This is a genomic window from Streptomyces sp. MK7 (assembly GCF_032658145.1).
GTDB classification, from domain to species: Bacteria; Actinomycetota; Actinomycetes; order Streptomycetales; family Streptomycetaceae; genus Streptomyces; species Streptomyces spiralis.
This window is the reverse complement of record NZ_JAVACL010000005.1, coordinates 1-23,987: the sequence shown is the minus strand read 5'-3', so window position 1 is coordinate 23,987 and position 23,987 is coordinate 1. Positions and strand designations below refer to the sequence as shown.

Genomic DNA, 23,987 nt, shown 5'->3' with positions numbered 1-23,987 from the left:
GTACTCTTCCGTCCAACCCGCCGCCCCGGTGTGCGCGCCGTCGGAGTGACGCCCTGGCGTCTGCGTGGCCTCGGGAGACAGGTTTTGCGCCGGATATGCGGCGATACGCCCCGGGTGGGTGGCTTCGCGCATTGACCCTGCCCGGCTGCCCCCGTATGCTACAAGTTGCGCTGCGGGCCTGCGCACCTCAGACGTAGCAGGCTGCGCTCGCATCTGTTGTATGTCCCCTCGGTTGTCGAGGCGCCACCAGCGGTTCGGTGTGGCGCTTCCTTGGCTGTCCGGCTTCTGCAGAGCGAAACGGGCTCCCGGCGTAAGCAGTACCTACGACTTCAATGTCCGTACCGGAGCCCTTTCCCACATGACGAGCAGCACCGAGACCACCGCCACCACCCCGCAGGTAGCGGTCAACGACATCGGTAACGAGGAAGCCTTCCTCGCAGCGATCGACGAGACGATCAAGTACTTCAACGACGGCGACATCGTCGACGGCGTCATCGTGAAGGTCGACCGGGACGAGGTCCTGCTCGACATCGGTTACAAGACCGAAGGTGTCATCCCGAGCCGCGAGCTCTCGATCAAGCACGACGTCGACCCGAACGAGGTCGTCGCCGTCGGCGACGAGATCGAGGCCCTGGTCCTCCAGAAGGAGGACAAGGAAGGCCGCCTGATCCTCTCGAAGAAGCGCGCCCAGTACGAGCGTGCCTGGGGCACCATCGAGAAGATCAAGGAAGAGGACGGCATCGTCACCGGTACCGTCATCGAGGTCGTCAAGGGTGGTCTCATCCTCGACATCGGCCTCCGTGGCTTCCTCCCGGCCTCCCTGGTCGAGATGCGCCGCGTCCGCGACCTCCAGCCGTACGTCGGCAAGGAGCTCGAGGCCAAGATCATCGAGCTGGACAAGAACCGCAACAACGTGGTCCTGTCCCGCCGTGCCTGGCTCGAGCAGACCCAGTCCGAGGTCCGCCAGACGTTCCTCACGACCCTCCAGAAGGGTCAGGTCCGCTCCGGCGTCGTCTCCTCGATCGTCAACTTCGGTGCCTTCGTGGACCTGGGTGGCGTCGACGGTCTGGTCCACGTCTCCGAGCTGTCCTGGAAGCACATCGACCACCCCTCCGAGGTCGTCGAGGTCGGCCAGGAGGTCACGGTCGAGGTCCTCGACGTCGACATGGACCGCGAGCGCGTCTCCCTGTCGCTGAAGGCGACCCAGGAAGACCCGTGGCAGCAGTTCGCCCGCACCCACCAGATCGGCCAGGTCGTGCCCGGCAAGGTCACGAAGCTGGTTCCGTTCGGTGCGTTCGTCCGCGTGGACGAGGGCATCGAGGGTCTGGTCCACATCTCCGAGCTGGCCGAGCGCCACGTGGAGATCCCGGAGCAGGTCGTCCAGGTCAACGACGAGATCTTCGTCAAGGTCATCGACATCGACCTCGAGCGCCGTCGCATCAGCCTCTCGCTGAAGCAGGCCAACGAGTCCTTCGGTGCCCACCCGGAGGAGGTCGAGTTCGACCCGACCCTCTACGGCATGGCCGCGTCCTACGACGACCAGGGCAACTACATCTACCCCGAGGGCTTCGACCCGGAGACCAACGACTGGCTGCCGGGCTACGAGAAGCAGCGCGAGGAGTGGGAGCGCCAGTACGCCGAGGCGCAGACCCGCTTCGAGCAGCACCAGGCGCAGGTCATCAAGTCCCGCGAGGCGGACGCCGCTGCCGCCGCCGAGGGTGGCGAGGCCGCCGCTCCGGCCGCGACCGGCGGTTCGTACTCCTCCGAGGGTGGCGACACCTCCGGCGCCCTGGCCTCGGACGAGGCCCTGGCCGCCCTGCGCGAGAAGCTGGCCGGCGGCCAGAGCTGACCGCTCACCGCTAGGCACCAGCCGACGACCGCGGCCCGTACCCCCTGTGTGGGGGGTACGGGCCGCGGCCGCGTTCCGGGCCCGCCTCGGCCTCCCGGACCGCTTGTCAGGAGTCGGGGAATGCCTGGGTCCCGTCTCTCGTTGTGAACCTACGAACACGAGGAGGGGCGGTCACAGTGCTTGATCCGCAAGGTTTGTACGCATGGGAGCCGAAGGGCCTGGCGGTCGTCGACATGGCGCTCGCCCAGGAGTCGGCCGGCCTTGTCATGCTCTACCACTTCGACGGATACATCGACGCGGGCGAGACCGGCGACCAGATCGTCGAGGGGCTTCTGGACTCACTGCCGCACCAGGTCGTGGCGCGCTTCGACCACGACCGGCTCGTGGACTACCGGGCCCGCCGCCCGCTCCTGACCTTCAAGCGCGACCGCTGGACGGCGTACGAGGAGCCCGCCATCGAGGTGCGCCTCGTCCAGGACGCCACCGGCGCGCCCTTCCTGCTGCTGTCCGGGCCCGAACCCGACGTGGAGTGGGAGCGCTTCGCCGCCGCCGTACGACAGATCGTGGAGCGCCTCGGCGTACGCCTGTCGGTGAACTTCCACGGCATCCCCATGGGCGTCCCCCACACCCGCCCGGTGGGCCTGACCCCGCACGGCAACCGCAGCGACCTCGTCCCCGGCCACCACAGCCCCTTCGAGGAGGCGCAGGTACCCGGCAGTGCCGAGGGGGTGCTGGAGTACCGCCTGATGGAGGCCGGCCACGACGTCCTCGGGGTCGCCGCGCACGTCCCCCACTACATCGCCCGCTCGCCGTACCCGGACGCGGCCCTGACCGTCCTGGAGGCCATCACCGCGGCCACCGGCCTGGTCCTGCCGACCATCGCGCACTCCCTGCGCAACGACGCCCACCGCACCCAGACGGAGATCGACCGGCAGATCCGTGAGGGCGACGAGGAGCTCACCTCCCTCGTCCAGGGCCTTGAGCACCAGTACGACGCCGCCGCGGGCGCGGAGACCCGCGGCAACATGCTCGCGGAACCCATGGACATCCCGTCGGCCGAGGAGATCGGCCGCGAGTTCGAGAGGTTCCTGGCGGAGCGCGAGGGCGAGAACTGAGGACCGCCGGGTGGCCTCTCAGCGGCAACGCCTAAGCTTCCGCTCATGCTGAAGGTAGGCCTCACCGGGGGCATCGGAGCCGGTAAGAGCGAGGTGTCGCGGCTGCTCGTCGAGCGCGGGGCCGTGCTGATCGACGCCGACCGCATCGCGCGCGAGGTCGTCGCTCCGGGCACGCCCGGCCTCGCCGCGGTCATCGACGCCTTCGGCCCGGAGGTGCTCGCCGCGGACGGCAGCCTGGACCGGCCCAAGCTGGGGTCCATCGTCTTCGCCGATCCGGAGAGACTGGCTCTCCTGAACTCGATCGTGCACCCCCTGGTGGGCGCCCGGTCCCGCGAGCTGGAGGAGGCCGCCGCCGAGGACGCCGTCGTCGTCCACGACGTCCCGCTCCTGACGGAGAACGGCCTGGCCCCGCTGTACGACCTCGTGATCGTCGTCGACGCCGCCCCCGAGACCCAGCTGTACCGGCTGGTACGGCTGCGCGGCATGACCGAGGAGGACGCACGCGCCCGCATGGCCGCCCAGGCCACACGGGAGAAGCGCCTGGAGATCGCGGACATCGTCATCGACAACGACGTGCCGCTGGAGCGCCTCCGGCAGCGGGTGGGAGACGTCTGGGCCGAGCTGGCCCGCAGGGCCGCACACATCCCGCACCCAGGGCACGGGGCGGCCGAACCTCAGGAATAGGGGTGTCCGGCAGGGGCGTTGAACCCTCCCAGTGAGGGAAGGACTTTGCCGTGCCCGAAACCAGCGGTTCGCCCGGACGTACTCCGGAGACGCATGTCATCGACTTCCGCGCCGCCGAGCAACTGCTCGCTGCCCGGGACCCCCGGGGCGCGGTGAAGCTGCTCGACGGGGTCATCGCCGCCCATCCCGAGAACACGGCCGCCCGGCTGCTGCGCGCCCGCGCCTTCTTCGCGGCCGCGCAACTGCGGCCCGCCGAGCTGGAGTTCAGCATCGTTCTGGAGCGTGAGCCGGACAACGCGTTCGCGCACTACGCGCTCGCCCGGACCTACGAGCGGCAGGGCCACCCCGACCAGGCCAAACGCCACTTCCGGCTGGCCGCCGCGCTGGACCCGAACCCGGAGTACCTCCAGCGCGCCCGGTTCGACACCTGACCCCCGGACAGGCGCCCGGCCGGCGGACTACCGGCGCCGCTGCCGCTGATCGGGCGGCCAGTACGGCGGGACATCGCGTCCCGGCTGGTAGTGCGGCCCCTGCCGCAGATGCCGGACGACCAGGGCGAAGTCGACGGCGATCACCAGCCACAGCACTCCGAACGCGGCAGCCCATCCGGGCCGGCCGACCAGCACGAACACCGCCGTGCCGAACATCGCCCAGAACATCCCCCACACGCTCAGCCAGAACCGCGCCCGCAGCGCACTCCGGGCGGTCGTCGGCTCACTGCCCGTACGCATCGCCGGTCACCACTCCTCCTTGCAAGCTACTCTCCGACCAGCACGTTCACCACACAGGGCAGTGGTCGGGCGGGGACCCCGGCAGGAACAGCGGGTCGGGACATCGAGACATCGAGTGGGGACATTGGGCCGGGACATCGGGTCCGCACAGCGGGTCCGGGGACGGGGGACTCACTCGAACGGGTGAACAGCTCGGAGGCGGGAACGGCCGTGCGGAAGCGAGCCGTTGTCCGGGCATGGAGCTGAAGATGCGCGAGGGCTATCAGGGGACAGGGCCGGGAGCGATCACCCCGGACGGCTGCGCGGTGGAGTTGTACACACGGCTGCCGGTCGGCAGCGAGCCGGACATCATCGCCGCCGCCGTGCCTGCGGGCGCGCACATTCTGGAGCTGGGCTGCGGCGCGGGCCGCGTGACCAACCCGCTGCTGCGGCGCGGATTCACCGTCACGGCGGTGGACGAGTCCCCGCAGATGCTGCTGCGGGTGCGCGGCGCACGGACCATATGCAGCCCGATCGAGCACCTGGAGCTGGCAGAGACCTTCGACGTCGTCCTGCTCGCGTCGTTCCTGGTGCACGCCGGCGACCCGGAGGTACGGCGGGGGCTGCTGCGCACCTGCGCACGGCATGTCGCGGACGACGGCTGCGTCCTGATCCAGCGGGAGGGAGCGGACTACCACACCGACCTGCCACGCGAGCGCGTCGACCCGCGAGGCTTCACCGTACGGATCCTCTCCGCCGAACCGGTCGGGGACGGCGTGAACTCGGTGCGCGCGGAGTACGTCTTCCCGGACGCCACCTGGACGCAGACGTTCCTGTCCCGGCCGCTGACCGAGGAGCAGTTCGAGGAGGCACTTCGGGAAGCGGGGCTGAGGACCGACCGGACCCTGACACAGGACGGGACCTGGGTCAGAGCCGTACGCGGACGGGAGGGCTGACCGGAGCGGACAGGGCGCCCACGACACCCGCAGGGCGCTGATGCGTTGCATGGCGGGGCCATGAGTTCCACGGGGCCATGAGTGCCGCGGCGGGGGCCGATGAGTTCCGCGGCGGGGGCCGGTCTACCTCTGCGACAGCACCACGGACCACGTCCCCGAGGAGATCCTCATGTCCGAGACCACCGCCTCCACCCCGTCCGTCGCCACCGGCCCGTCGACCGGGTCCGCCCGTGGCCGCCGTACCGCCCGCATCGCCCTGCGTGCCGTGCAGGTGCTGCTCGCCCTGTTCTACGTGTTCGCCAGCGCGCTGCCCAAGCTCATCGCGCATCCCTCGGCCGCCGAGGCCTTCGACAAGATCGGCTGGGGCAGCGCGGGCATGTACACCATCGGCGCACTGGAGCTGGCCGGAGGCGTCGCGCTGCTGATCCCGGTGCTGCAGTCGGTGGCGGCGCTGGCGCTGAGCGCGCTCATGGTCGGCGCGTTCGTCGTCCAGCTCACCGTCTTCGACGGGCAGAACGCGGCGACACCGATCATCCTGATCGTGCCGCTCGCCCTCATCGCCTGGGCCCGCCGCGGCCACAACGCGGAGCTGCTGCGGCTGGTACGGCGGCGGGGGTGAGCACCGTACGGGGGCCGTGCGGCTCCGTGGCCGTCACCGGTTGCGAGGCCGTCACTGCCTTCGTGGCCGTCACCGGCCGCGCGGGTGTCAGGGCCTTCGTGGCTGTCACCGGCCGCGCGGGCGGCCGGTGGGGCCGCTCGGACCGTCCAGGCCGCCCAGGGTGCGCAGCCGCTCCAGTTCACGCCGGTCGCGCTTGGTGGGCCGGCCGGCCCCCCGGTCGCGTACGGCGATCGGAGCGACGGCCTCGCGGGGCGGGGGCGGCGGGGAGTTGTCGACGTAGCACTGCACCGCCACGGGCGCGCCGACCCGCTTGCGGATCAGGCGCCTGACGACCACGATCCGCTCGCGTCCCTCCTGCCGCACGCGCACCTCGTCGCCGACGCGGACCGAGTGGGACGGCTTGACCCGCTCACCGTTGACCCGGACGTGCCCGCCCCGGCAGGCGGTGGCGCCGACGGAGCGGGTCTTGACCAGACGCACGGCCCAGATCCAGCTGTCGATCCGCACGGTCTCACCACTCGCCGGACCGGCCGCCTCGGCCGCGGCGATGGCGGCGGCGACCTTCGGATCCACGGCCGAAGCGGGCACCTCGCCGGCTTCTGACCCGCTCCCGTCCCGGTCGCGGTCCTTGACGTCGTCCTCGCTAGCCATGGCTCAGACCTTAGTCTCCTCAAGTCTCTTGGACCGGCCGCACCGGACCACTTTACGGTGGGGGACATGGACAGCAGCAGCCTGTGTGCCCTCGACCAGCGGATTTCGCACTGCCGTGCCTGTCCGCGTCTGGTCGCCTGGCGTGAGGAGGTGGCCCGCACCAAGCGGGCCGCGTTCGCCGACTGGACGTACTGGGGCCGGCCGGTGCCGGGCTTCGGGCCGGCGGACGCCCGGCTGCTGATCGTGGGACTCGCCCCGGCGGCGCACGGCGGGAACCGTACCGGCCGCATGTTCACCGGAGACCGGTCCGGGGACGTGCTGTACCAGGCGCTGTACGACGTGGGGCTCGCCTCCCAGCCCACCTCCGTCGCCGCCGACGACGGGCTGGAGCTGTACGGGGTGCGGATCACCTCGCCCGTGCACTGCGCCCCGCCCGCCAACAAGCCGACCCCCGGTGAACGGGACACCTGCCGGCCCTGGCTGCTCCAGGAGCTGCACCTGCTGCGGCCCACCCTGCGGGCGGCGGTCGTGCTCGGCGCCTTCGGCTGGCAGGCCGCGCTGCCGGCGTTCACCGAGGCGGGCTGGACGGTCCCCCGGCCCCGCCCCGCCTTCGCCCACGGAACACGGGTGTCGCTGGAAGGACTCGACCTCTTCGGCTGCTTCCACGTCAGCCAGCGCAACACCTTCACCGGCAGGCTCACCCCGGCGATGCTCCGCGACGTCCTGCGCACGGCGGCGCAAGCGGCGGGACTGCCTACGGGAAAATGAGGCGACGCGGCCGGCGAGAGGCGGTTACCTTCCCCTGATGGGCCTGTATCCGGAGATCGAACCGTACGACCAGGGCATGCTCGACGTCGGCGACGGCAACCTCGTGTACTGGGAGACCTGCGGAAACCCACAGGGCAAGCCGGCGGTGATGCTGCACGGCGGTCCGGGGTCCGGCTGCACGCCGGGCCAGCGGCGCTACTGCGATCCGGCCGCGTACCGGATCGTCCTCCTCGACCAGCGCGGCTGCGGTCGCTCCACACCGCACGCGAGCGCCTACGACACCGACATGAGCGTCAACACCACCGACCACCTCCTCGCCGACCTGGAACTGCTGCGGCACCATCTCGGCATCGACCGATGGCTGGTGTGGGGCGCCTCCTGGGGCTCGGCGCTGGCGCTGCGCTACGCCCAGACCCATCCCGCGGCCGTCTCCGAACTGGTTCTGACGTGCGTCGCGACCGGCTCGAACCCCGAGGTCGCACTGCTGACCCACGGGCTGGGCAGGATCTTCCCGGAAGGCTTCGCACGCTTCCTCGCCGAGCTGCCCGAGGACACCGACCGCACCGGAAACCTCGCAGCCGCCTGCAACCGGCTGCTCGAGTCGCCCGACCCGGCGGTGCGCGAACGGGCGGCGCGCGCCTGGACCGACTGGGAGACCGCGACGATCCCCGCGCCGCCGCGCTCCGTCGCACGGTACGAGGACCCCGCCTTCCGCATGGGCTTCGCCCGCACCGTCACGCACTACTTCGGCAACGACCACTTCCTCGGCCCGGGCAACGACGAGGGCGTGGTGCTGCGCGACGCCCATCTGCTGCGCGGCATCCCCGGCACCCTCGTCCAGGGCGGCCTGGACCTCGGCAACCTCCTCGGCGTCGCCTGGCGCCTGCACCGCGCCTGGCCCGACAGCGAACTGATCGTCGTCGACGAGGCCGGGCACAACTTCGGAGCACCGGGCGTGGTGGACGCGCTGGTCGCGGCGACGGACAGGTACGCACGGCGCGAGGACACGCGCACACGGCAGGGGGCGGGCCGGTGATGCCCGAGCCGGAACAGCTCTTCCTCGACACCACCGCCGATCGCCTGGCAGCGCTCCCCGGAGTCCGGGCCGTGGCCCTCGGCGGCTCCCGCGCCCAGGGCACCCACCGCCCGGACAGCGACTGGGACCTCGCCGTCTACTACCGGGGCCGCTTCGACCCGGACGACCTGCGTGCCGTCGGCTGGGAGGGCGAGGTCTCCGAACTCGGCGGCTGGGGCGGCGGCGTCTTCAACGGCGGAGCCTGGCTGACGATCGACGGCCGCCGCGTCGACGTGCACTACCGGGACCTCGACGTCGTCGAGCACGAATGGGCCCAGGCGCAGGAGGGACGCTTCCGGGTGGAACCGCTGCTGTTCCATCTCGCGGGGATCCCCAGCTACCTGGTGGTCGCCGAGCTCGCGGTCAACCGGGTGCTGCGAGGGGAGCTGCGCCGTCCGTCCGTCTACCCGCCCGCACTGCGGCGCACCGCACCCGAACACTGGTACGGCATGGCCACCGCCGGTCTCGCCTACGCGAAGACGGGCCATGCCCCCAGGGGATCCGTCACCCAGGTCGCCGGCGCGATCGCCCTGGCCGCCACCCAGACCGCCCATGCCGTACTCGCCGCACGCGGGGAGTGGACGACCAACGACAAGGGGCTCGTGACCCGTGCGGGCCTCCAGGACGTCGACGACATCCTCAGCGGACTGACCGCGTCTCCCACGGCCCTGGTCCGGGCGGTGACCGAGACCGAGACGGTCCTGAGCACCGCCGTGAACGGGACGCCCACCATCACGGACGTGTGAACACGAGGTGTACGCGAGTTGACGCGAAAGGTGATCGAGTCGGTCGAAAGTGTGAGGTGAGACGCACTTTTGGCATTGAACTCGTGTCGAGTACGTCTCAGTACCGTCACTGGACGAGGTGTTCGCCCCATGCTTGGCGTTTAACTCTACGAGTACAGCGCTACATGGAGGTGCAGGGTGAACGGGCGAACGGTGCTCGAGCGCTTTCCCGCCGGTGGTCCGCGCGGGTCGTGGCCGGCGGAGGAGTTCGCGCATGCGCGGCGCCTGGAGGGCCTGCCTGCGGAGGTCGTCATGGACCTCGCGACGGACACGTTCCTCGTGATCGTCCGGGGCGGCGAGCTAGGTGGTGACGTCACCGCCTGAGGGCGTCGCCGCTGACGGCCGTCCCCGCGCTCACGCTCTGATCGGACGGCACCACGCCGGGGTCGTGCCCGTGACCCTGCACAGTGCGAGGTACAGGGGGATCGGCGGGGTGTACGGAACCGTCCCGTCCGGTCGGTGGATGAGGGCGGGCAGCGGACCCCGAGAGGTGTCGGGGAGGACCGCTCCGGTGGCGTAGTGCACGGGTGAGGGCCAGCGCAGGGCGTAGTCGGAGTCGGCCGGGACGATCCACCACCAGTGCGTCTCGTCGGCGTAGACGCACCCCACGCGCGGCAGCCGCGGCATCAGCAGGGCACCGAAGCGGGCCGGCACCGCCACCGCGTCGCAGCCCAGCGGGACCACCATGCCGTCGGGAAGGGACAGCCGCCGGGGCGCCGTGGGGCCGCCGTCCGGGGCGGCACCACCGGACGTGGCGGACCTGCCCGTCGCGCGTCCCAGGCGTACGAGCGTGTCCAGGCCGAGCGCCTGGCCGGAGCCGGAGGCTCGGGCACCGCTCACAGCCATGCGGCCCCCGATCCGTGCGTGTCGTGCGCGTATGCCCTGTGGTGCTGTGCCCCTCGGGGGGCGCCCTCATCGTCCGGAGGCGGAGCCGGGTGCGGCGTCGACGGGGACGGAGGGGACGGAGGGGACGGATGAGGTTCCGGGGCCGGGTCCGGCTTCGGGCGGGCGCCCCAGCCGAGGTCGCCCCGGGCGTCGTGGCTGTCGTCGGTGTCACGCGCCAGTTCCGCCCACACCACCAGCCCCTGGCCGTGCTGCTGCGCGCCCCAGGAGAGGCACATGGCCTCGACGAGGAGCAGCCCCCTTCCGTGTTCCTCCTCCGGCCGCTGCGGGGACGGGTGCGGTTCCCCCGGAGCGCGGCCCTCGTCGCGTACGGCTATGCGCACCAGTTCACCGCCGTCGTGCAGTTCGCAGACGACCCGGCTGCTCGCGGTGTGCACGATGGCGTTGGTGACCAGTTCGGAGATGACGAGGTCGGCGGTGTCACAGGTGTCCTCGCACACCGACCAGGCCGTCAGCCGGGCTCTGGTCAGACGTCTGGCCTGGGCGGGAGAACCCGGGTGCGCGGCCAGCTCGAAGCGGAACCGGCGCTCGGCAGCGGCCCCGTCGGGGTTCGCTCCCGTGAGGGCGCCGGGGGTGAGAAGGCCCGCGGCGGCGTCTGTTCCTAAGGGCGGGGACGGAATCACGCTTGCCACTATCTCCCCGCCGTGAACACTTGGCAAGTGGCACTCTGAAAAATGCAGAGTGCTGTGTGACGCGGTGAGGTGCCGTGGCACACTGCTCGCAACAGCACGTCGCGCGGCGCCAATTGGGATCGCCGGAGATCCGTCGGGTCTTCGAATGGATCTTCGAATGGCGCCGTAGGGCTGTCAGGATTCCTTCAGTCCACGGGGACCGGCCCCCGGGCCCGCGAGACTCCTCCGGCCCGGAGGAACTCCTTGGCACAGTCCCCAATTCTTCGGTGGAGGTGGAGCGTGAGTGAACCGCGGTCGGCACCGACCGTCGGGCAGGTCGTGCTCGGCCGGCGCCTGCACGACCTGCGGGAACGCGCCGGTCTCAAGCGCGAGGAGGCCGCCCGCGTCCTCCGCGTCGCCCCGGCCACCGTCCGCCGTATGGAGACGGCCGAGGTCACCCTCAAAATCCCGTACCTGCAACTGCTGCTGAAGGCGTACGGCGTCCCCGACGACGAGGCCGAGGCCTTCGTGCAGCTCGCCGAGGACGCCAACCGGCCCGGCTGGTGGCAGCGTTTCCACGACATCCTGCCGGGCTGGTTCTCGATGTACGTCAGCCTGGAGGGCGCGGCGGCACTCGTCCGGTCCTACGAACCCCACTTCGTGCCCGGCCTGCTCCAGACCGAGGACTACGCGCGCGGGGTGCTCACATCGGGCGCCATCGGACAGACCAGCCCCGACGACATCGAACGCCATGTCGCCCTGCGCATGCAACGCCAGGAACTGCTCACCCGTCCCGACGCGCCCCGGTTCTGGTTCGTGTTCGACGAGACCGCGCTGTGCCGCCCCGTCGGCGGCCCGGAGGTGATGCGTGCTCAGATCGACAGACTGCTCGACGCCACGAAGCTGCCCAACGTGACCCTTCAGGTCGCCCCGTTCTCCTCGGGGCCGCACCCAGGCACGTACGGGCCCTTCGTGCTGTTCCGATTCGCCATGCCCGAACTGCCGGACATGGTCTACAGCGAGTACCTGACCGGCGCCGTCTACCTGGACGCGCGCGAGGAGGTGGCGACCCACCTCGAGGTCATGGACCGCATGGCGGCTCAGGCCGCTACGGCACATCGCACGAAGGAGATCCTCCGGGATCTCCGCAAGGAGCTGTGAATGGATCGCATCACGTCCCAGCCCGCCTCACGAGGCCGCGGCGACCGGATTCGCGGCGAGCGGATCTACAACGGCATGCCGGCCAGGGAACTGGGCAGCGAAGGCTGGCACAAGCCGTGGAGCGGCGGCAACGGCGGCAACTGCCTGGAGGCGATGAAGCTGGCAGACGGGCGGATCGCGGTACGCCAGTCGACCGACCCGGACGGGCCGGCCCTCATCTACACCACCGACGAGATGACCGCCTTCATAGAGGGCGCCAAGGCGGGGGAGGCCGACTTCCTGCTCTCCTGACCATGCCTGGATTTTCCGCTGCCCCAACGCCCTAACTCTGGTGCCACCTTGAACATGTCCGAGACCGCTCCCGAGACCGAGACCACACCCGAGACCGCATCCGTCGGATTCACCCGCTGACGGCGTCCGGCGTCGTCCGGTGCCGCCGGCGTCGACCGGTGGCCTCCGGCGTCGACCGACGCCGACCGGCATCGGGCGGTCGTACGGCCGTGTCGGCGCCGTTCACACGGCCATCGGCCGGTCGTACGGCCCGATCGGCGACGGCAGTCGCGAGCTCCCCGTCAGGTAGTGGTCGACTGCCGCCGCCACCGCCCGTCCCTCCGCGATCGCCCAGACGATCAGCGACTGCCCGCGGGCGGCGTCCCCCGCCGCGAACACACCGGGGACGTTCGTCACGAAGCCGGCGCCGCGCGCGAGCGTGCCGCGCGGCGCCAGCTCGAGTCCCAGCTGGTCGATCAGCCCGTCCCGCCGGTCCGGCCCGGAGAAGCCGAGCGCGAGCAGCACCAGGTCGGCCGGGAGGGTCCGCTCGGTGCCCGGCAACGGGCGCCGCTCCGCGTCCACCTCGACCAGATGCAGCTCGCGCACACGCCCGTCCGCGTCCCCGGTGAAGCGCAGCGTCGACGCCGCGAACATCCGCGCGTCGACGTCCGCGGCGGGCGCCGTGCGCAGCACCTCCGCCTCCTCGTGCGCGGCCGACAGCCGGTAGATCTTCGGATACGTCGGCCATGGCTCGGTGTCCTCGTCGCGCTCGGCGCCGGGCTGGGCATAGATGTCCAACTGGGTCACCGACGCGGCGCCCTCCCGCACCGCCGTGCCCAGGCAGTCGGCCCCGGTGTCACCCCCGCCCACGATGACCACATGCCGGCCCGCCGCGCACAACGGCGAGACCGCGATGTCCCCCTCGCACACACGGTTGGCCAGCGGCAGGTACTCCATCGCCTGATGGATCCCGGACAACTCGCGCCCCGGCACGTCCAGTTCACGCCACGCGGTGGCGCCCGTGGCGATCACCACGGCGTCGTAGCGCGAACGCAGCTCCGCCGCCCCGACGTCCCGCCCGACCGCCGTCGACGTACGGAACTTGGTCCCCTCCGCCCGCATCTGCTCCAGCCGGCGTTCCAGGTGGTGCTTCTCCATCTTGAACCCCGGGATGCCGTAGCGCATCAGCCCGCCGAGCCGGTCGTCCTTCTCGTAGACGGCCACCGTGTGTCCCACGCGGGTCAACTGCTGGGCCGCGGCGAGCCCGGTCGGCCCCGAGCCGATCACGGCGACGGTCCGGTCCGTCAGCCGGTCCGGAGGACGCGGCGGGGTGAAACCCTCCTCCCACGCCCGGTCGGCGATGGCGCACTCGACGTTCTTGATGGTGACGGCCGGCTGGTTGATCGCCAGTACACAGCCCGCCTCGCACGGTGCCGGACACAGGCGGCCGGTGAACTCCGGGAAGTTGTTCGTGGCGTGCAGCCGGTCGCTCGCCGCCCGCCAGTCCTCCCGCGAGACCAGGTCGTTCCACTCAGGGATCAGATTGCCCAGCGGGCAGGCCTGGTGGCAGAACGGGACACCGCAGTCCATGCAGCGGTCGGCCTGCTTGCTGATGATCGGCAGCAGGGCCCGCGGAACGTACACCTCGTCCCAGTCCCGGACCCGTTCCTCGACGGGCCTGCGGGGCCACTCCTGGCGGGGCGTGGTCATGAAGCCCTTGGGATCGGCCATGGCCGTCTCCCTTGCGTACTCGCGTACTGGCCGTCCTCGCGCGCTCTTGCGCGTCCTCGTGTGACCTCTCGCGCTCTCGTGCGGCCTCTCGCGTTCTCGTCGCGTTCTCGCGCGTCCACGGGCGGCGCTCTTCCGGCCACGATACGTCCCCCGGGACGCGCGTGCAGGGCGTGTGCGGGGGGCTTTTCCGCGGGCGGGGCGGCCTGCGCTAGCTAGGGGGGCTCGGCGCCGTCCCCTTCCTTCCCGGGGGGCCCGCCCCCGCCCCCCTCCCCTCCCGCCCCCGGCCCCCGTTCGCCCCCGCCTCCCGCCATGCCCCCAGCACCGACTCCACGTCCGCCGCGATCCGCCGGCGTGCCTCGTGCCGCGGCGCCCCGTCCATCAGCAGCCGGTCGTACGGCGTGTCCAGATGCCGTACGGACGCCCTCACCGCCCAGACGACCGCGCCCTCGGACAGCGCCCGTCCCGCCGCGCTGCGCCCCACCCGTCCGCTGCCGCGCACCGAGGCATGCGCGGCGATGGCCCGGGCGCGCTCGGCCGGACAGCCGGGGAACAACCGCCGGATCTCCGCCGCGAACGCGTCCGTGAAGCGCGCGTCCTCCGCCGCCCGCCGCCGCGCGTCCCGGACCCGGCGCCGGCGCCGCGCCTCGGCGTCCGCCAGACACCGCTCCTCGGCCCGGGCGAGCGCCGCCTCCTCGACGAGCACGCCCTGCCGCTCGTAGCGGCTCTTGCGCCGGTTGAACCGCACCACCACCGCCGACAGCGCGCTCTCCTCCCGCGATCTGCGCGTCAGCGCGGTATCACCACGCTGCAGGAACACCAGGTGCCCCAGGTCGGCGCAGTCCAGACAGCGGGGCGCGCCCTCCTCCAGGACGAGCATGGGCAGCGGGCCCCGGCGGCACTCGGCGCAGTGCTTGCGCCGCAGCGGCTGGATGACCAGAAGGCCGGAGCGTGGCGGGGGAGTTGGGGACAGCGCCATGCGAGGTTCATTCCCCGGCGCTCTCTGCGCCGCACCCGGACCGAAGCCTGGCGCATCATGGCCGTGTGCGACTCGAAGCGATCACCTGGGAACGGCTCGGCGACCTCCTGGCCGAGCGGCTGCTCGACCTCGAACCGGGTGACGGCAGCCCCTGGCCGCGCGTCGCCTTCGACGGTGCCCCCGCCGCCGGGCCGGGCGACCTGGCCGAGCGTGTCTCGCAGGCGCTGCGTGTGCGGGGCCGCCCGTCGCTGATCGTGGGCGCCGAGGGCTTCCTGCGCCCGGCGTCCCTCCGCCTGGAACACGGCCACCGGGACGTGGAGTCGTACTACGACGGCTGGCTCGACACCGGCTCCCTCTGGCGTGAGGTCTTCGGCCCGCTGGAGGCCGGCGGGAACGGCCGTGTCCTGCCCGACCTGAGGGACCCGGTCACCGACCGCGCCACCCGCAGTTCCTACGTCCGGCTCCCGCCCGGCGGGCTGCTGTTGCTGCACGGTCCCCTCCTGCTGCGGCACTGGTTCCCCTTCGATCTGAGCGTCCATGTCCTCCTCTCCCCGGGCGCGCTGCGCCGCCGTACGCCGGAGGCGGAGCACTGGACGCTGCCGGCCTTCGAGCGCTACGAGGCCGAGATCGACCCGGCCGGCACGGCGGACGTGCTGGTCCGCGCCGACGATCCGCGCCATCCGGCCTGGAGCGGCTGAGAACCGTCGGGCCCCGCACCGGGCGGGACCGTCACGGAAGCCGACGCAGCCCCACGTCAGAGCCAGCCGTTGCGTCTGAAACCGCGGTACAGCGCCAGGCAGGCGGTGGAGATCACGCCGATGACCAGGGGGTAGCCGAACCGCCAGTGCAGTTCCGGCATGTGCTCGAAGTTCATTCCGTACACCCCGCACACCATGGTCGGCACGGCGATCACCGCGGCCCAGGCCGTGATCTTGCGCATGTCCTCGTTCTGCGCGACGGTGACCTGGGCCAGATGCGCCTGGAGGATCGAGTTGAGCATCTCGTCGAAGGCCGCGATCTGCTCCTTGGCCCGTATCAGGTGGTCCAGAACGTCCCGGAAGTAGGCCTGTATCTCCGGGTCGACCACCCGGATCGGCCGGGTGGCGAGGTCCTCCACCGGACGGCCGAGCGGGGCGACGGCCCGCTTCAGCTCCAGCAGCTCCCGCTTGAGCTGGTAGATGCGTCCGGGGTCGGTGCGCGCGCCGTTCTGTGCGAAGACGTCCATCTCCGCCTGGTCGATGTCCGCCTGGATCGAGTCCGTGGCGCTCAGATAGTCGTCGACCACATGGTCCGCGACCGCGTGCAGCACCGCGGCCGGCCCCTTGGCGAGCTGCTGCGGATCGGACTCCAGCTCCTCGCGCAGCGGACCGAGCGAGCCGTGCCGTCCGTGGCGTACCGTGATCACGAAGTCGTGGCCGACGAAAGCCATGATCTCGCCGGTGTTCACGACCTCGCTCGTCGCCGTCAGCTGCTCGTGCTCGACGTAGCAGACGGTCTTGAACACCGCGAACAGCGTGTCGCCGTAGTGCTCCAGCTTCGGGCGCTGGTGGGCCTCGATCGCGTCCTCGACGGCCAGCGGGTGAAGATCGAACAGCTCCGCGATGCCCGCGAACTCCTGGCCGGTCGGCTCGTGCAGCCCCAGCCAGACGAAACCGTCCCGGTTCTTGCGCACGCGTGCCACGGCCTCGACCAGTTCGCCGGTCTCCGGCAGCCGGACACCGTCCCGGTACGTCACACAGTTCACCACCGAGGAGCCCAGCGGCGACCGGGCAGGATGGCTCAGGTCGACCGGCCGGCGCCGGCGGCCCAGCCGTGCCACCCTGCGGAGGCCGCCGACCTTGTCGAGGCCCGTGACCCTTCGCAGATTCCCTGCCATGGACATCTGGATCTCCTTGCGTGGATCTCCTCGCGTGCGGCGCTCACTGCGCCGTGGCGCGCCAGTCTGCCAGGCCGGCGTGAGCGGCGGGCAAGCCTGTGGGAACAGGGAGTTCCGCTTTGTTCCCGCCTGTGGACAGCCTCGCCACCGGTGTCAGGACCGAAGGCCCGACGGACGTGCCCAAGGCCCCTTGGGCGCCCGGAGCAGCCCTCCGCACCCGGAGCGGCGGCACCTGGTCAGAGGCCGCGGGAGGCGGCACCCCGTGGAGGTCGTCCGCCCACCCCTTCCACTGCCAGCGCTCCGGCCCGGCAGCCCTCCGCCGCCGCGGCCTCCAGCGTGGCGCCGGTGAGCAGCGCGGCGAGGAACGCCCCCGTGAACGCGTCTCCGGCACCCGTGGTGTCCCGGGGCACCGCGGTTACGGCGGGCACGCGGGCGCACACGGCGCCCGAGCGGGCCACCAGCGCTCCCTCGGCGCCCTGCTTGGCCACCACCACAGGGACGTGCCGGCTCAGCTTGGCCGCCGCGTCCGCCGGGTCTGGCAGGCCCGTCAGCAGACACGCCTCGTCGCGGCTGGGCAGCAGCACGTCCACTCCTTCGACGAGGGACAGGAACCGGTCCACGCCCAGTGCGGCGAGGAACCCGGCCGAGGCCGGGTCCAGGCTCACCGGCACCCCCCGCGCACGTGCCGAGGCGACGGCCACCGACACGAGCGCCCGGCCCGGCTCGGAGAACAGCAGATAGCCCGACAGATGCAGCCGGGCCACCCCCTCGAGCAGCGTCTCCGACCAGTCGCCGGGTGCGAGCCGCAGCGACGCCCCGCTGTCGGTGAGGAACGTGCGTTCGGCGGCGGCCGCCGTGTCGACCAGGCAGACCACCGTCCCGGTCGGTGCGTCCGGGTCCACGACGAGCCGCGGACGCACCCCCGAGGCCACCAGTTCCCGCTCGTGCCAGGCGGCCGTGTCCGCGCCCACCCGGCCGAGCAGCCTTACCTCCGGACACCCGTGACGGGCCGCCCAGCAGGCCACGTTGGCGCCCGCGCCACCCGGCAGGAGCCGGATCGCGGCGGCCGTGTCGGTACCGGAGGCGAGCGGACCGCGATGCCGTGCCACGACGTCCGTCACCACGTCACCGGCCACCAGCAACGCCCCGCCCGCGTCACCGTCCACGCCGCGCCCCGCCCCCGCGGCTGTCGCCGTGCCCGCCGTCACATCCGGGCCCACGCCGCCGCGATGCGTGCCGCCAGGCGCACGTTGCCGCGTACGGCCGCGAGATTCGCGCGCAGTGAGGCTCCGTCGGTGTGCCGAACCAGGTGGTCGAGCAGGAACGGGGTGACCGCCTGCCCCGTGATCCCCTGCGCCTCGCACGCCTGCAGGGCATCGGCGAGCACGCGCGCGTGCAGCTCCGGATCGAGCTGTTCCTCCCGGGGCACCGGGTTGGCGATGATCAGCGCCGACTCGGGCGCACGCAGCGCGTTCTGCGCTCGCATGACCTCGGCCACCTCCTCCGGAGTCCTCAGTGTCCAGTCCAGCGGATGGCCCGAGTCGGTGAGGTAGAAGCCGGGGAAGCGGTCCGTGCCGTAACCGGCCACCGAGACCCCCAGGGTCTCCAGCCGTTGCAGGGTGGCGGGGATGTCCAGGATCGACTTCACCCCCGCGCACACGACCGTGATCCGGGTACGGGCCAGCAGCCCCAGGTCGGCGGACTCGTCCTGCGTGACCGTCCACTGCCGGTGCACACCGCCGAGCCCACCCGTGGCGAACACGCGCACGCCCGCCAGGGCGGCCAGCTGCGCAGTCGCCGACACCGTGGTCGCCCCGCCGGCCCCGGCGGCCACGGCGAGCGGCAGGTCGCGGTGGCCCAGTTTGCGCATCCCGTCCTCGTTCGCGACCCGCTCCAGCTGCTCCTTGTCCAGGCCGACCTGCGGACGCCCGTCCAGGACCGCGATCGTGGCGGGTACGGCACCCTCCTGCCGTACCGCGTCCTCCAGCTCCAGCGCCACCTGGAGGTTGCGCGGGCGCGGCAGCCCATGGGCGATGATCGTGGACTCCAGGGCAACCACGGGACGGCGCGCGGCGAGCGCCTCCCGTACCTCTTCGGACACCACCAGCACGTGCCTGCCTCCCGTCTGTCGCTCCTCCCTCATCTCTGGCGGGCCGCACCCCCGGTCAAACCCGCGCGCGGCCCCGACCCGGACGGGAACGTCTTCGAGGCACGGCACGACGACCGACGCGGCACCGCTGACATGGCACCACTGACGCGGCGCCAGTGGGACGGCGCCGCGCCTCAGAACAGCGGTTCGGGCAGTACCCCTTCCAGCGCGAGCAGCGCGCGCTTTGTCTCCAGGCCGCCGCCGAAGCCGCCGATGCCGCCGTCGCTCTCGACGACCCGATGGCAGGGCACCACGACCGGCAGGGGGTTGGCGCCCATCGCCACGCCCACCGCCTGGGCGGCTCCGGGCTGTCCGACCCGCCCGGCGAGATCGCCGTACCCGACGACGGTGCCGTAGGGCACGCCGGACGCGAGCTCGCGCAGCACCTGCCGGTTGAAGCCCGAGATCAGGGACCAGTCCAAAGGCAGCTCGAAGTCCCGGCGCTCACCCGCGAAGTACGTCTCCAGCTGGCGTATCGCCTCCGCCAGCAGAGGGGATCCGGGCGCCTCGACCGGTTCGGCGCCCAGCCGCGACGCCAGCCGGGACAGCGCCCGGTCGCGCACCGCGTCGGTGGCGTGGAACACGACGTTGACCAGACCGGCCTCCGTCGCCGCGAGCAGCAGAGGGCCGATCCCGGTGGCGGCCACGGCCCACACGACCTGCCGTTCGCTGCGTTCTTCCCGTTCGTCGCTGTCCATGCGGCCCACCGTACGGCCCGCCTCTGACAATGCCCGCCGACCTGCGCTTTCACCCGACGAGGAAGGCCGCGGCCGGCGCCGGGGCGTCGGTGGCGGGCAGGGCCGCGCGCACCACGTCCGGCCTGTTGGTGATGATGCCGTCGACGCCGTAGCCGGCGAGGGTCCGGGCCCGTGAGGCGTCGTCGACCGTCCAGGCGAACACCTTCAACGGCCTGCCGTGCGGACCGGTGAACGCGTGGACCGCGTTCACGTACTCGGCGGAGAGCGTGCCGTGGGAGGGGTTGATCAGATCGGCGAAGACCGCGTACCGGGGCAGGTCCCCTTCCGCCGGCCGGCCGAGGAAGGCGGTCCTGACCCCGGGCGCGAGGCCGTGCACCGTGCGCACGCTGTCGGCGCTGAAGCTCTGCACGATCAGCCGGCTCGCCAGGTGCCGGTGGTCGAGCCAGCCCGCCTTGCCGAGCACCTTGAGGGTCTGCCGCTCGATGCCCGGGTACAGCTCGGGGTTCTTGATCTCCAGAAGCAGCTTCTCGTGGTTGTGCTCGACCCGGCGCATGTACCGGTCGAGGGTCGGCACGCGCGTGCCCGCGTACGCGGCTGAGAACCAGCCGCCCGCGTCCAGCCGTGCGATCTCGGCGGCGGTGAAGTCCTTCACCTTCCACGGCGCCCGGTCCGGGAAGACCTGTTCGGCGTTCGTGGTGCGCCGCAGACTGTCGTCGTGGAGGACCACGAGCTCGCCGTCCTTGGTGCGCTGCACGTCGTTCTCCACCCAGCGGATGCCGAGCGCCGCCGCCTTGTCGATGGCGGGAAGGGTGTTCTCCGGAGCGTAGGCGGAGGCGCCCCGGTGCGCGACGACCAGGGGCCGCTCACGGCCCCCGGCCGCCCGGACCTCGGAGGCGGGGGACAGCACCATGGCTCCCAGGAGCGCGGTGGTCGTGACGGCAACTGCGCGCGCGTGCATGCGTACTCCTCGCATCGGATGATCACTGTGGGTACAAGAGTGAGAGCACAGAGTCAACGAGGCGGGCGGGTACAGGACGGCCACGGATTGAACGGAGTTGCCCGAGTCCACACACCGGTGCCGCACATCTGCGGCAAGGTCGTGTTTCTTTGCCGGAATGTCGTTCGACCATTCCGGCGGGGGTCATACTCTCTGCGTCAAACCCGACCGCGGGGACGGTCGGGGGGTAGGGGCGACGTCACCACATTCAGGCACTCGACAGGGCGGAAGGGCAGCCGCGCATGCACGACGGCACGGTCGACGGATTCAGCTACGGGCTCGTCACGCCGCTGGTGGCCTATCTCATGGCCTGCCTGGGCGGGGCCCTCGGTCTGCGCTGCACGACCCGCGCCCTGCTCGTCGCCCAGTCCTGGCGCCCCGGCTGGCTCGCCCTCGGGTCCGCGGCGATCGGCTCCGGCATCTGGACCATGCACTTCGTCGCCATGATGGGCTTCACCGTCAAGGGTGCGCCGATCCACTACGACAGGCCGATGACGTACGCCAGCCTGGCCCTGGCCATCGTCATGGTGGGCATCGGGATCTTCATCGTCGGCTACAAGGGCGCGACCGGCTCGGCCCTGTTCACCGGGGGCACGATCACCGGTCTGGGCGTCGCCTCCATGCACTACCTCGGCATGGCGGGCATGCGGCTCGACGCAAGCTTCCAGTACAACACCCTCACCGTCGCCGCCTCCGTCGTCATAGCCGTCGTCGCCGCGACCGCCGCCCTGTGGGCGGCCGGCCAGGTCAGGGGCTTCCTGTGGAGCGTCGGGGCGAGCCTGGTGATGGGCCTCGCCGTCAGCGGCATGCACTACACCGGTATGGCCGCCCTCAGCGTGCATGTGCACGGAGCCGGCGGCGGCACCGCGGGAGAGTCGCCTGCCGCCCTGCTCGCCCCCATGCTGATCGGCCCGCTCGCCTTCCTGCTGCTCGCCGGGGTCGTCGTGATGTTCGACCCGCTGATGGTCATGGGCAAGCCCGACTGGACGCCGGTGGAGCACAAACCGGGTGTACCGGCCCCCGAACTGGTCGCGCGCTCCGCCCACCGCCCGGTGGCCCGCGTCCGCCGGACGCCGGTCCGGCGCACCTCGCGCACCCCGCAGAACCGCTGACCGCGCATCCGGGGAAACCGCCGACCCGGACCGGTTGTCAGTGGCGGGTCGTACGGTGGATGACATGCGGCCCGTTTCCCACATCGAACGCACGGTGGCGCCCTTCGAGGTCGTCAGCCCCTACCAGCCCAGCGGCGACCAGCCGCAGGCCATCGCCGACCTCGCCCGGCGCATCGAAGCGGGCGAGAAGGACGTCGTCCTGCTCGGAGCCACCGGCACCGGCAAGTCCGCCACGACCGCGTGGATGATCGAGAAACTCCAGCGTCCGACGCTGGTGATGGCGCCGAACAAGACCCTGGCCGCCCAGCTGGCCAACGAGTTCCGCGAACTGCTGCCCAACAACGCCGTCGAGTACTTCGTCTCCTACTACGACTACTACCAGCCCGAGGCCTACGTCCCGCAGTCGGACACCTACATCGAGAAGGACTCCTCCATCAACGAGGAGGTCGAGCGGCTGCGCCACTCCGCGACCAACTCGCTGCTCACCCGCCGTGACGTCGTCGTGGTCGCCTCCGTCTCCTGCATCTACGGCCTCGGTACTCCGCAGGAGTACGTCGACCGCATGGTGCCCCTCAAGGTCGGCGAGGAGATCGACCGGGACGAGCTGCTGCGCCGCTTCGTGGACATCCAGTACACGCGCAACGACATGGCCTTCACCCGGGGCACCTTCCGGGTGCGCGGCGACACCGTCGAGATCTTCCCGGTCTACGAGGAGCTGGCCGTCCGCATCGAGATGTTCGGCGACGAGATCGAGGCGCTGTCCACCCTGCACCCGATCACCGGCGAGATCATCAGCGACGACCAGCAGCTGTACGTCTTCCCCGCCTCGCACTACATCGCCGGCCCCGAGCGCATGGAGCGGGCCATTCGCGGCATCGAGGAGGAGCTCAAGGAGCGCCTGGCCGAGCTGGAGAAGCAGGGCAAGCTGCTGGAGGCCCAGCGGCTGCGCATGCGCACCACCTACGACATCGAGATGCTCCGCCAGATCGGCACCTGCTCCGGTGTGGAGAACTACTCGATGCACTTCGACGACCGTGGTCCCGGCACCCCGCCGAACACCCTGCTCGACTACTTCCCGGACGACTTCCTGCTCGTCATCGACGAGTCGCACGTGACCGTGCCGCAGATCGGCGCGATGTACGAGGGTGACGCCTCCCGCAAGCGCACCCTCGTGGAGCACGGCTTCCGGCTGCCCTCCGCCCTGGACAACCGCCCGCTGAAGTGGGAGGAGTTCCAGGAGCGCATCGGCCAGACCGTGTACCTGTCGGCGACCCCCGGGCAGTACGAGATGTCGCGTTCGGACGGCCAGGTCGAGCAGATCATCCGCCCCACCGGTCTCGTCGACCCCGAGGTCGTCGTCAAGCCCACCGAGGGCCAGATCGACGACCTGGTGCACGAGATCCGGACGCGCGTCGAGAAGGACGAGCGCGTCCTGGTCACCACGCTCACCAAGAAGATGGCCGAGGACCTCACCGACTACTTCCTGGAACTGGGCATCCAGGTGCGCTATCTGCACAGCGACGTCGACACCCTGCGCCGTGTCGAGCTGCTGCGCGAGCTGCGCTCCGGCGAGTACGACGTCCTGGTCGGCATCAACCTGCTGCGTGAGGGCCTGGACCTGCCCGAGGTGTCCCTGGTGGCGATTTTGGACGCCGACAAGGAGGGCTTCCTGCGCTCGGGCACCTCGCTCATCCAGACCATCGGCCGCGCGGCGCGCAACGTCTCCGGCCAGGTCCACATGTACGCCGACAAGATCACCCCGGCGATGGAGAAGGCCATCGAGGAGACCAACCGCCGCCGGGAGAAGCAGATCGCCTACAACACGGCCAACGGCATCGACCCGCAGCCGCTGCGCAAGAAGATCAACGACATCGTCGCGCAGATCGCCCGTGAGGAGGTCGACACCGAGCAGCTGCTCGGCACCGGCTACCGCAAGACCAAGGACGGCAAGGGCGCCAAGGCCCCGGTGCCGTCGCTCGGCGACCAGACGGGCAAGGCCGCCAAGGCGGCGAAGCCCGCCAGGTCCGCCAAGGGCAGGGCGAAGGAGACGGTGCCCACCGACCGTCCCGCCGCGCAGCTCGCCGAACAGATCGAGGAGATGACGGAGCGGATGCGCGCCGCCGCGGCCGAGCTGCAGTTCGAGGTCGCGGCCAGGCTGCGTGACGAGGTCTCCGAGATGAAGAAGGAACTGCGCCAGATGCGGGAGGCGGGCCTGGCCTGACCCCCCGGAGGTGGGGGCGCCCCCCCCCGCGCCGGCCCCCCCCGCCCCCGCCGGGTGGAAGACCGCCCCC

26 protein-coding genes are annotated in these 23,987 nt (G+C 71.5%); 15 read left to right on the top strand and 11 right to left on the bottom strand.

Annotated features, from left to right (window positions below):
• Positions 1 to 358: 358 nt before the first annotated feature.
• The 4 genes from rpsA to R2S09_RS08870 all read left to right on the top strand — a co-directional run bounded on the left by rpsA (position 359) and on the right by R2S09_RS08870 (position 4,079).
• Positions 359 to 1,849 (top strand): 30S ribosomal protein S1, encoded by a 1,491-nt coding sequence (gene rpsA, locus R2S09_RS08885; protein WP_306183614.1) that lies wholly within the window; start codon positions 359 to 361, stop codon positions 1,847 to 1,849.
• Between the two features lie 176 nt (positions 1,850 to 2,025).
• Positions 2,026 to 2,964: a PAC2 family protein gene (locus R2S09_RS08880; RefSeq protein WP_316740357.1), complete on the top strand. Its 939-nt coding sequence runs from the start codon at positions 2,026 to 2,028 to the stop codon at positions 2,962 to 2,964.
• 45 nt (positions 2,965 to 3,009) lie between these two features.
• A complete protein-coding gene (gene coaE, locus R2S09_RS08875) occupies positions 3,010 to 3,648 on the top strand; it encodes a dephospho-CoA kinase (protein WP_316740356.1) in 639 nt (212 codons plus the stop codon).
• Positions 3,649 to 3,698: 50 nt separating this feature from the next.
• The gene (locus R2S09_RS08870) at positions 3,699 to 4,079 is read left to right on the top strand and encodes a M48 family metallopeptidase (protein WP_306183620.1); all 381 of its coding nucleotides are present in this window, start codon (positions 3,699 to 3,701) and stop codon (positions 4,077 to 4,079) included.
• 27 nt (positions 4,080 to 4,106) lie between these two features.
• On the opposite strand, the gene R2S09_RS08865 is transcribed toward R2S09_RS08870, so the two are convergent.
• A complete protein-coding gene (locus R2S09_RS08865; protein ID WP_306183621.1) occupies positions 4,107 to 4,379 on the bottom strand; it encodes a DUF6343 family protein in 273 nt (90 codons plus the stop codon).
• Between the two features lie 248 nt (positions 4,380 to 4,627).
• Here R2S09_RS08865 and R2S09_RS08860 point away from each other — a divergent pair, with 248 nt between their 5' ends.
• Positions 4,628 to 5,314, top strand: coding sequence for a bifunctional 2-polyprenyl-6-hydroxyphenol methylase/3-demethylubiquinol 3-O-methyltransferase UbiG (locus R2S09_RS08860; protein ID WP_306183622.1), 687 nt, complete (start codon positions 4,628 to 4,630; stop codon positions 5,312 to 5,314).
• Between the two features lie 169 nt (positions 5,315 to 5,483).
• The gene (locus tag R2S09_RS08855) at positions 5,484 to 5,933 is read left to right on the top strand and encodes a DoxX family protein (RefSeq protein WP_306183624.1); all 450 of its coding nucleotides are present in this window, start codon (positions 5,484 to 5,486) and stop codon (positions 5,931 to 5,933) included.
• Positions 5,934 to 6,038: 105 nt separating this feature from the next.
• Here the strand turns inward: R2S09_RS08855 and R2S09_RS08850 are convergent, their stop codons facing one another.
• A complete protein-coding gene (locus tag R2S09_RS08850) occupies positions 6,039 to 6,584 on the bottom strand; it encodes an RNA-binding S4 domain-containing protein (protein WP_316740355.1) in 546 nt (181 codons plus the stop codon).
• Between the two features lie 66 nt (positions 6,585 to 6,650).
• On the opposite strand from R2S09_RS08850, the gene R2S09_RS08845 reads away from it, so the two are divergent.
• From R2S09_RS08845 to R2S09_RS08830, 4 genes are all read left to right on the top strand, one after another.
• Entirely contained in the window at positions 6,651 to 7,352 is a 702-nt protein-coding gene (locus R2S09_RS08845; RefSeq protein WP_316740354.1) for a uracil-DNA glycosylase, read from the top strand.
• A 37-nt stretch (positions 7,353 to 7,389) separates the two neighbouring features.
• Positions 7,390 to 8,388, top strand: a complete 999-nt coding sequence (gene pip / locus R2S09_RS08840; RefSeq protein WP_306183630.1) for a prolyl aminopeptidase — start codon at positions 7,390 to 7,392, stop codon at positions 8,386 to 8,388.
• Complete coding sequence (locus R2S09_RS08835) at positions 8,388 to 9,173, top strand: nucleotidyltransferase domain-containing protein (protein WP_316740353.1); 786 nt, start codon at positions 8,388 to 8,390, stop codon at positions 9,171 to 9,173. Before pip ends, R2S09_RS08835 begins: the two co-directional genes overlap by 1 nt.
• A 177-nt stretch (positions 9,174 to 9,350) precedes the next feature.
• Positions 9,351 to 9,536 (top strand): hypothetical protein, encoded by a 186-nt coding sequence (locus tag R2S09_RS08830; protein WP_306183634.1) that lies wholly within the window; start codon positions 9,351 to 9,353, stop codon positions 9,534 to 9,536.
• A 30-nt stretch (positions 9,537 to 9,566) separates the two neighbouring features.
• Here the strand turns inward: R2S09_RS08830 and R2S09_RS08825 are convergent, their stop codons facing one another.
• Both R2S09_RS08825 and R2S09_RS08820 read right to left on the bottom strand, forming a co-directional pair.
• Positions 9,567 to 10,058 (bottom strand): hypothetical protein, encoded by a 492-nt coding sequence (locus R2S09_RS08825; protein ID WP_306183636.1) that lies wholly within the window; start codon positions 10,056 to 10,058, stop codon positions 9,567 to 9,569.
• The gene (locus tag R2S09_RS08820; protein WP_399143930.1) at positions 10,049 to 10,747 is read right to left on the bottom strand and encodes an ATP-binding protein; all 699 of its coding nucleotides are present in this window, start codon (positions 10,745 to 10,747) and stop codon (positions 10,049 to 10,051) included. Before R2S09_RS08820 ends, R2S09_RS08825 begins: the two co-directional genes overlap by 10 nt.
• A gap of 279 nt (positions 10,748 to 11,026) precedes the next feature.
• On the opposite strand from R2S09_RS08820, the gene R2S09_RS08815 reads away from it, so the two are divergent.
• Positions 11,027 to 11,887 carry a helix-turn-helix transcriptional regulator gene (locus tag R2S09_RS08815; protein WP_306183639.1) on the top strand — a complete coding sequence of 287 codons (861 nt, stop codon included), beginning with the start codon at positions 11,027 to 11,029 and terminating at the stop codon, positions 11,885 to 11,887.
• Positions 11,888 to 12,178: a DUF397 domain-containing protein gene (locus R2S09_RS08810; RefSeq protein WP_306183641.1), complete on the top strand. Its 291-nt coding sequence runs from the start codon at positions 11,888 to 11,890 to the stop codon at positions 12,176 to 12,178. It begins immediately after the preceding gene.
• A gap of 222 nt (positions 12,179 to 12,400) precedes the next feature.
• On the opposite strand, the gene R2S09_RS08805 is transcribed toward R2S09_RS08810, so the two are convergent.
• On the bottom strand, positions 12,401 to 13,888 hold the full coding sequence (locus R2S09_RS08805) for a glutamate synthase subunit beta (RefSeq protein WP_306183643.1): 1,488 nt from the start codon (positions 13,886 to 13,888) through the stop codon (positions 12,401 to 12,403).
• A 208-nt stretch (positions 13,889 to 14,096) separates the two neighbouring features.
• Positions 14,097 to 14,864 carry a DUF2293 domain-containing protein gene (locus R2S09_RS08800; RefSeq protein WP_316740351.1) on the bottom strand — a complete coding sequence of 256 codons (768 nt, stop codon included), beginning with the start codon at positions 14,862 to 14,864 and terminating at the stop codon, positions 14,097 to 14,099.
• A gap of 65 nt (positions 14,865 to 14,929) precedes the next feature.
• Between R2S09_RS08800 and R2S09_RS08795 the strand changes: the two genes are divergently transcribed.
• A complete protein-coding gene (locus R2S09_RS08795) occupies positions 14,930 to 15,562 on the top strand; it encodes a uridine kinase (RefSeq protein WP_306183648.1) in 633 nt (210 codons plus the stop codon).
• Positions 15,563 to 15,618: 56 nt separating this feature from the next.
• Here R2S09_RS08795 and R2S09_RS08790 read toward each other — a convergent pair whose 3' ends face one another.
• The 5 genes from R2S09_RS08790 to R2S09_RS08770 form a co-directional block, all read right to left on the bottom strand.
• The gene (locus R2S09_RS08790; RefSeq protein WP_316740350.1) at positions 15,619 to 16,746 is read right to left on the bottom strand and encodes a magnesium and cobalt transport protein CorA; all 1,128 of its coding nucleotides are present in this window, start codon (positions 16,744 to 16,746) and stop codon (positions 15,619 to 15,621) included.
• A 230-nt stretch (positions 16,747 to 16,976) separates the two neighbouring features.
• Positions 16,977 to 17,948, bottom strand: a complete 972-nt coding sequence (locus R2S09_RS08785) for a carbohydrate kinase family protein (RefSeq protein ID WP_399143933.1) — start codon at positions 17,946 to 17,948, stop codon at positions 16,977 to 16,979.
• Positions 17,945 to 18,850, bottom strand: coding sequence for a pseudouridine-5'-phosphate glycosidase (locus R2S09_RS08780; RefSeq protein WP_316740349.1), 906 nt, complete (start codon positions 18,848 to 18,850; stop codon positions 17,945 to 17,947). Before R2S09_RS08780 ends, R2S09_RS08785 begins: the two co-directional genes overlap by 4 nt.
• A 173-nt stretch (positions 18,851 to 19,023) precedes the next feature.
• Positions 19,024 to 19,587: a methylated-DNA--[protein]-cysteine S-methyltransferase gene (locus R2S09_RS08775; protein WP_306183653.1), complete on the bottom strand. Its 564-nt coding sequence runs from the start codon at positions 19,585 to 19,587 to the stop codon at positions 19,024 to 19,026.
• Positions 19,588 to 19,636: 49 nt separating this feature from the next.
• Entirely contained in the window at positions 19,637 to 20,545 is a 909-nt protein-coding gene (locus R2S09_RS08770) for a glycerophosphodiester phosphodiesterase family protein (protein ID WP_316740348.1), read from the bottom strand.
• Positions 20,546 to 20,826: 281 nt separating this feature from the next.
• Here R2S09_RS08770 and R2S09_RS08765 point away from each other — a divergent pair, with 281 nt between their 5' ends.
• Both R2S09_RS08765 and uvrB read left to right on the top strand, forming a co-directional pair.
• Positions 20,827 to 21,696 (top strand): MHYT domain-containing protein, encoded by an 870-nt coding sequence (locus R2S09_RS08765; protein ID WP_306183655.1) that lies wholly within the window; start codon positions 20,827 to 20,829, stop codon positions 21,694 to 21,696.
• A 64-nt stretch (positions 21,697 to 21,760) separates the two neighbouring features.
• Positions 21,761 to 23,917 (top strand): excinuclease ABC subunit UvrB, encoded by a 2,157-nt coding sequence (gene uvrB, locus R2S09_RS08760; RefSeq protein ID WP_316740347.1) that lies wholly within the window; start codon positions 21,761 to 21,763, stop codon positions 23,915 to 23,917.
• Positions 23,918 to 23,987 lie beyond the last annotated feature (70 nt).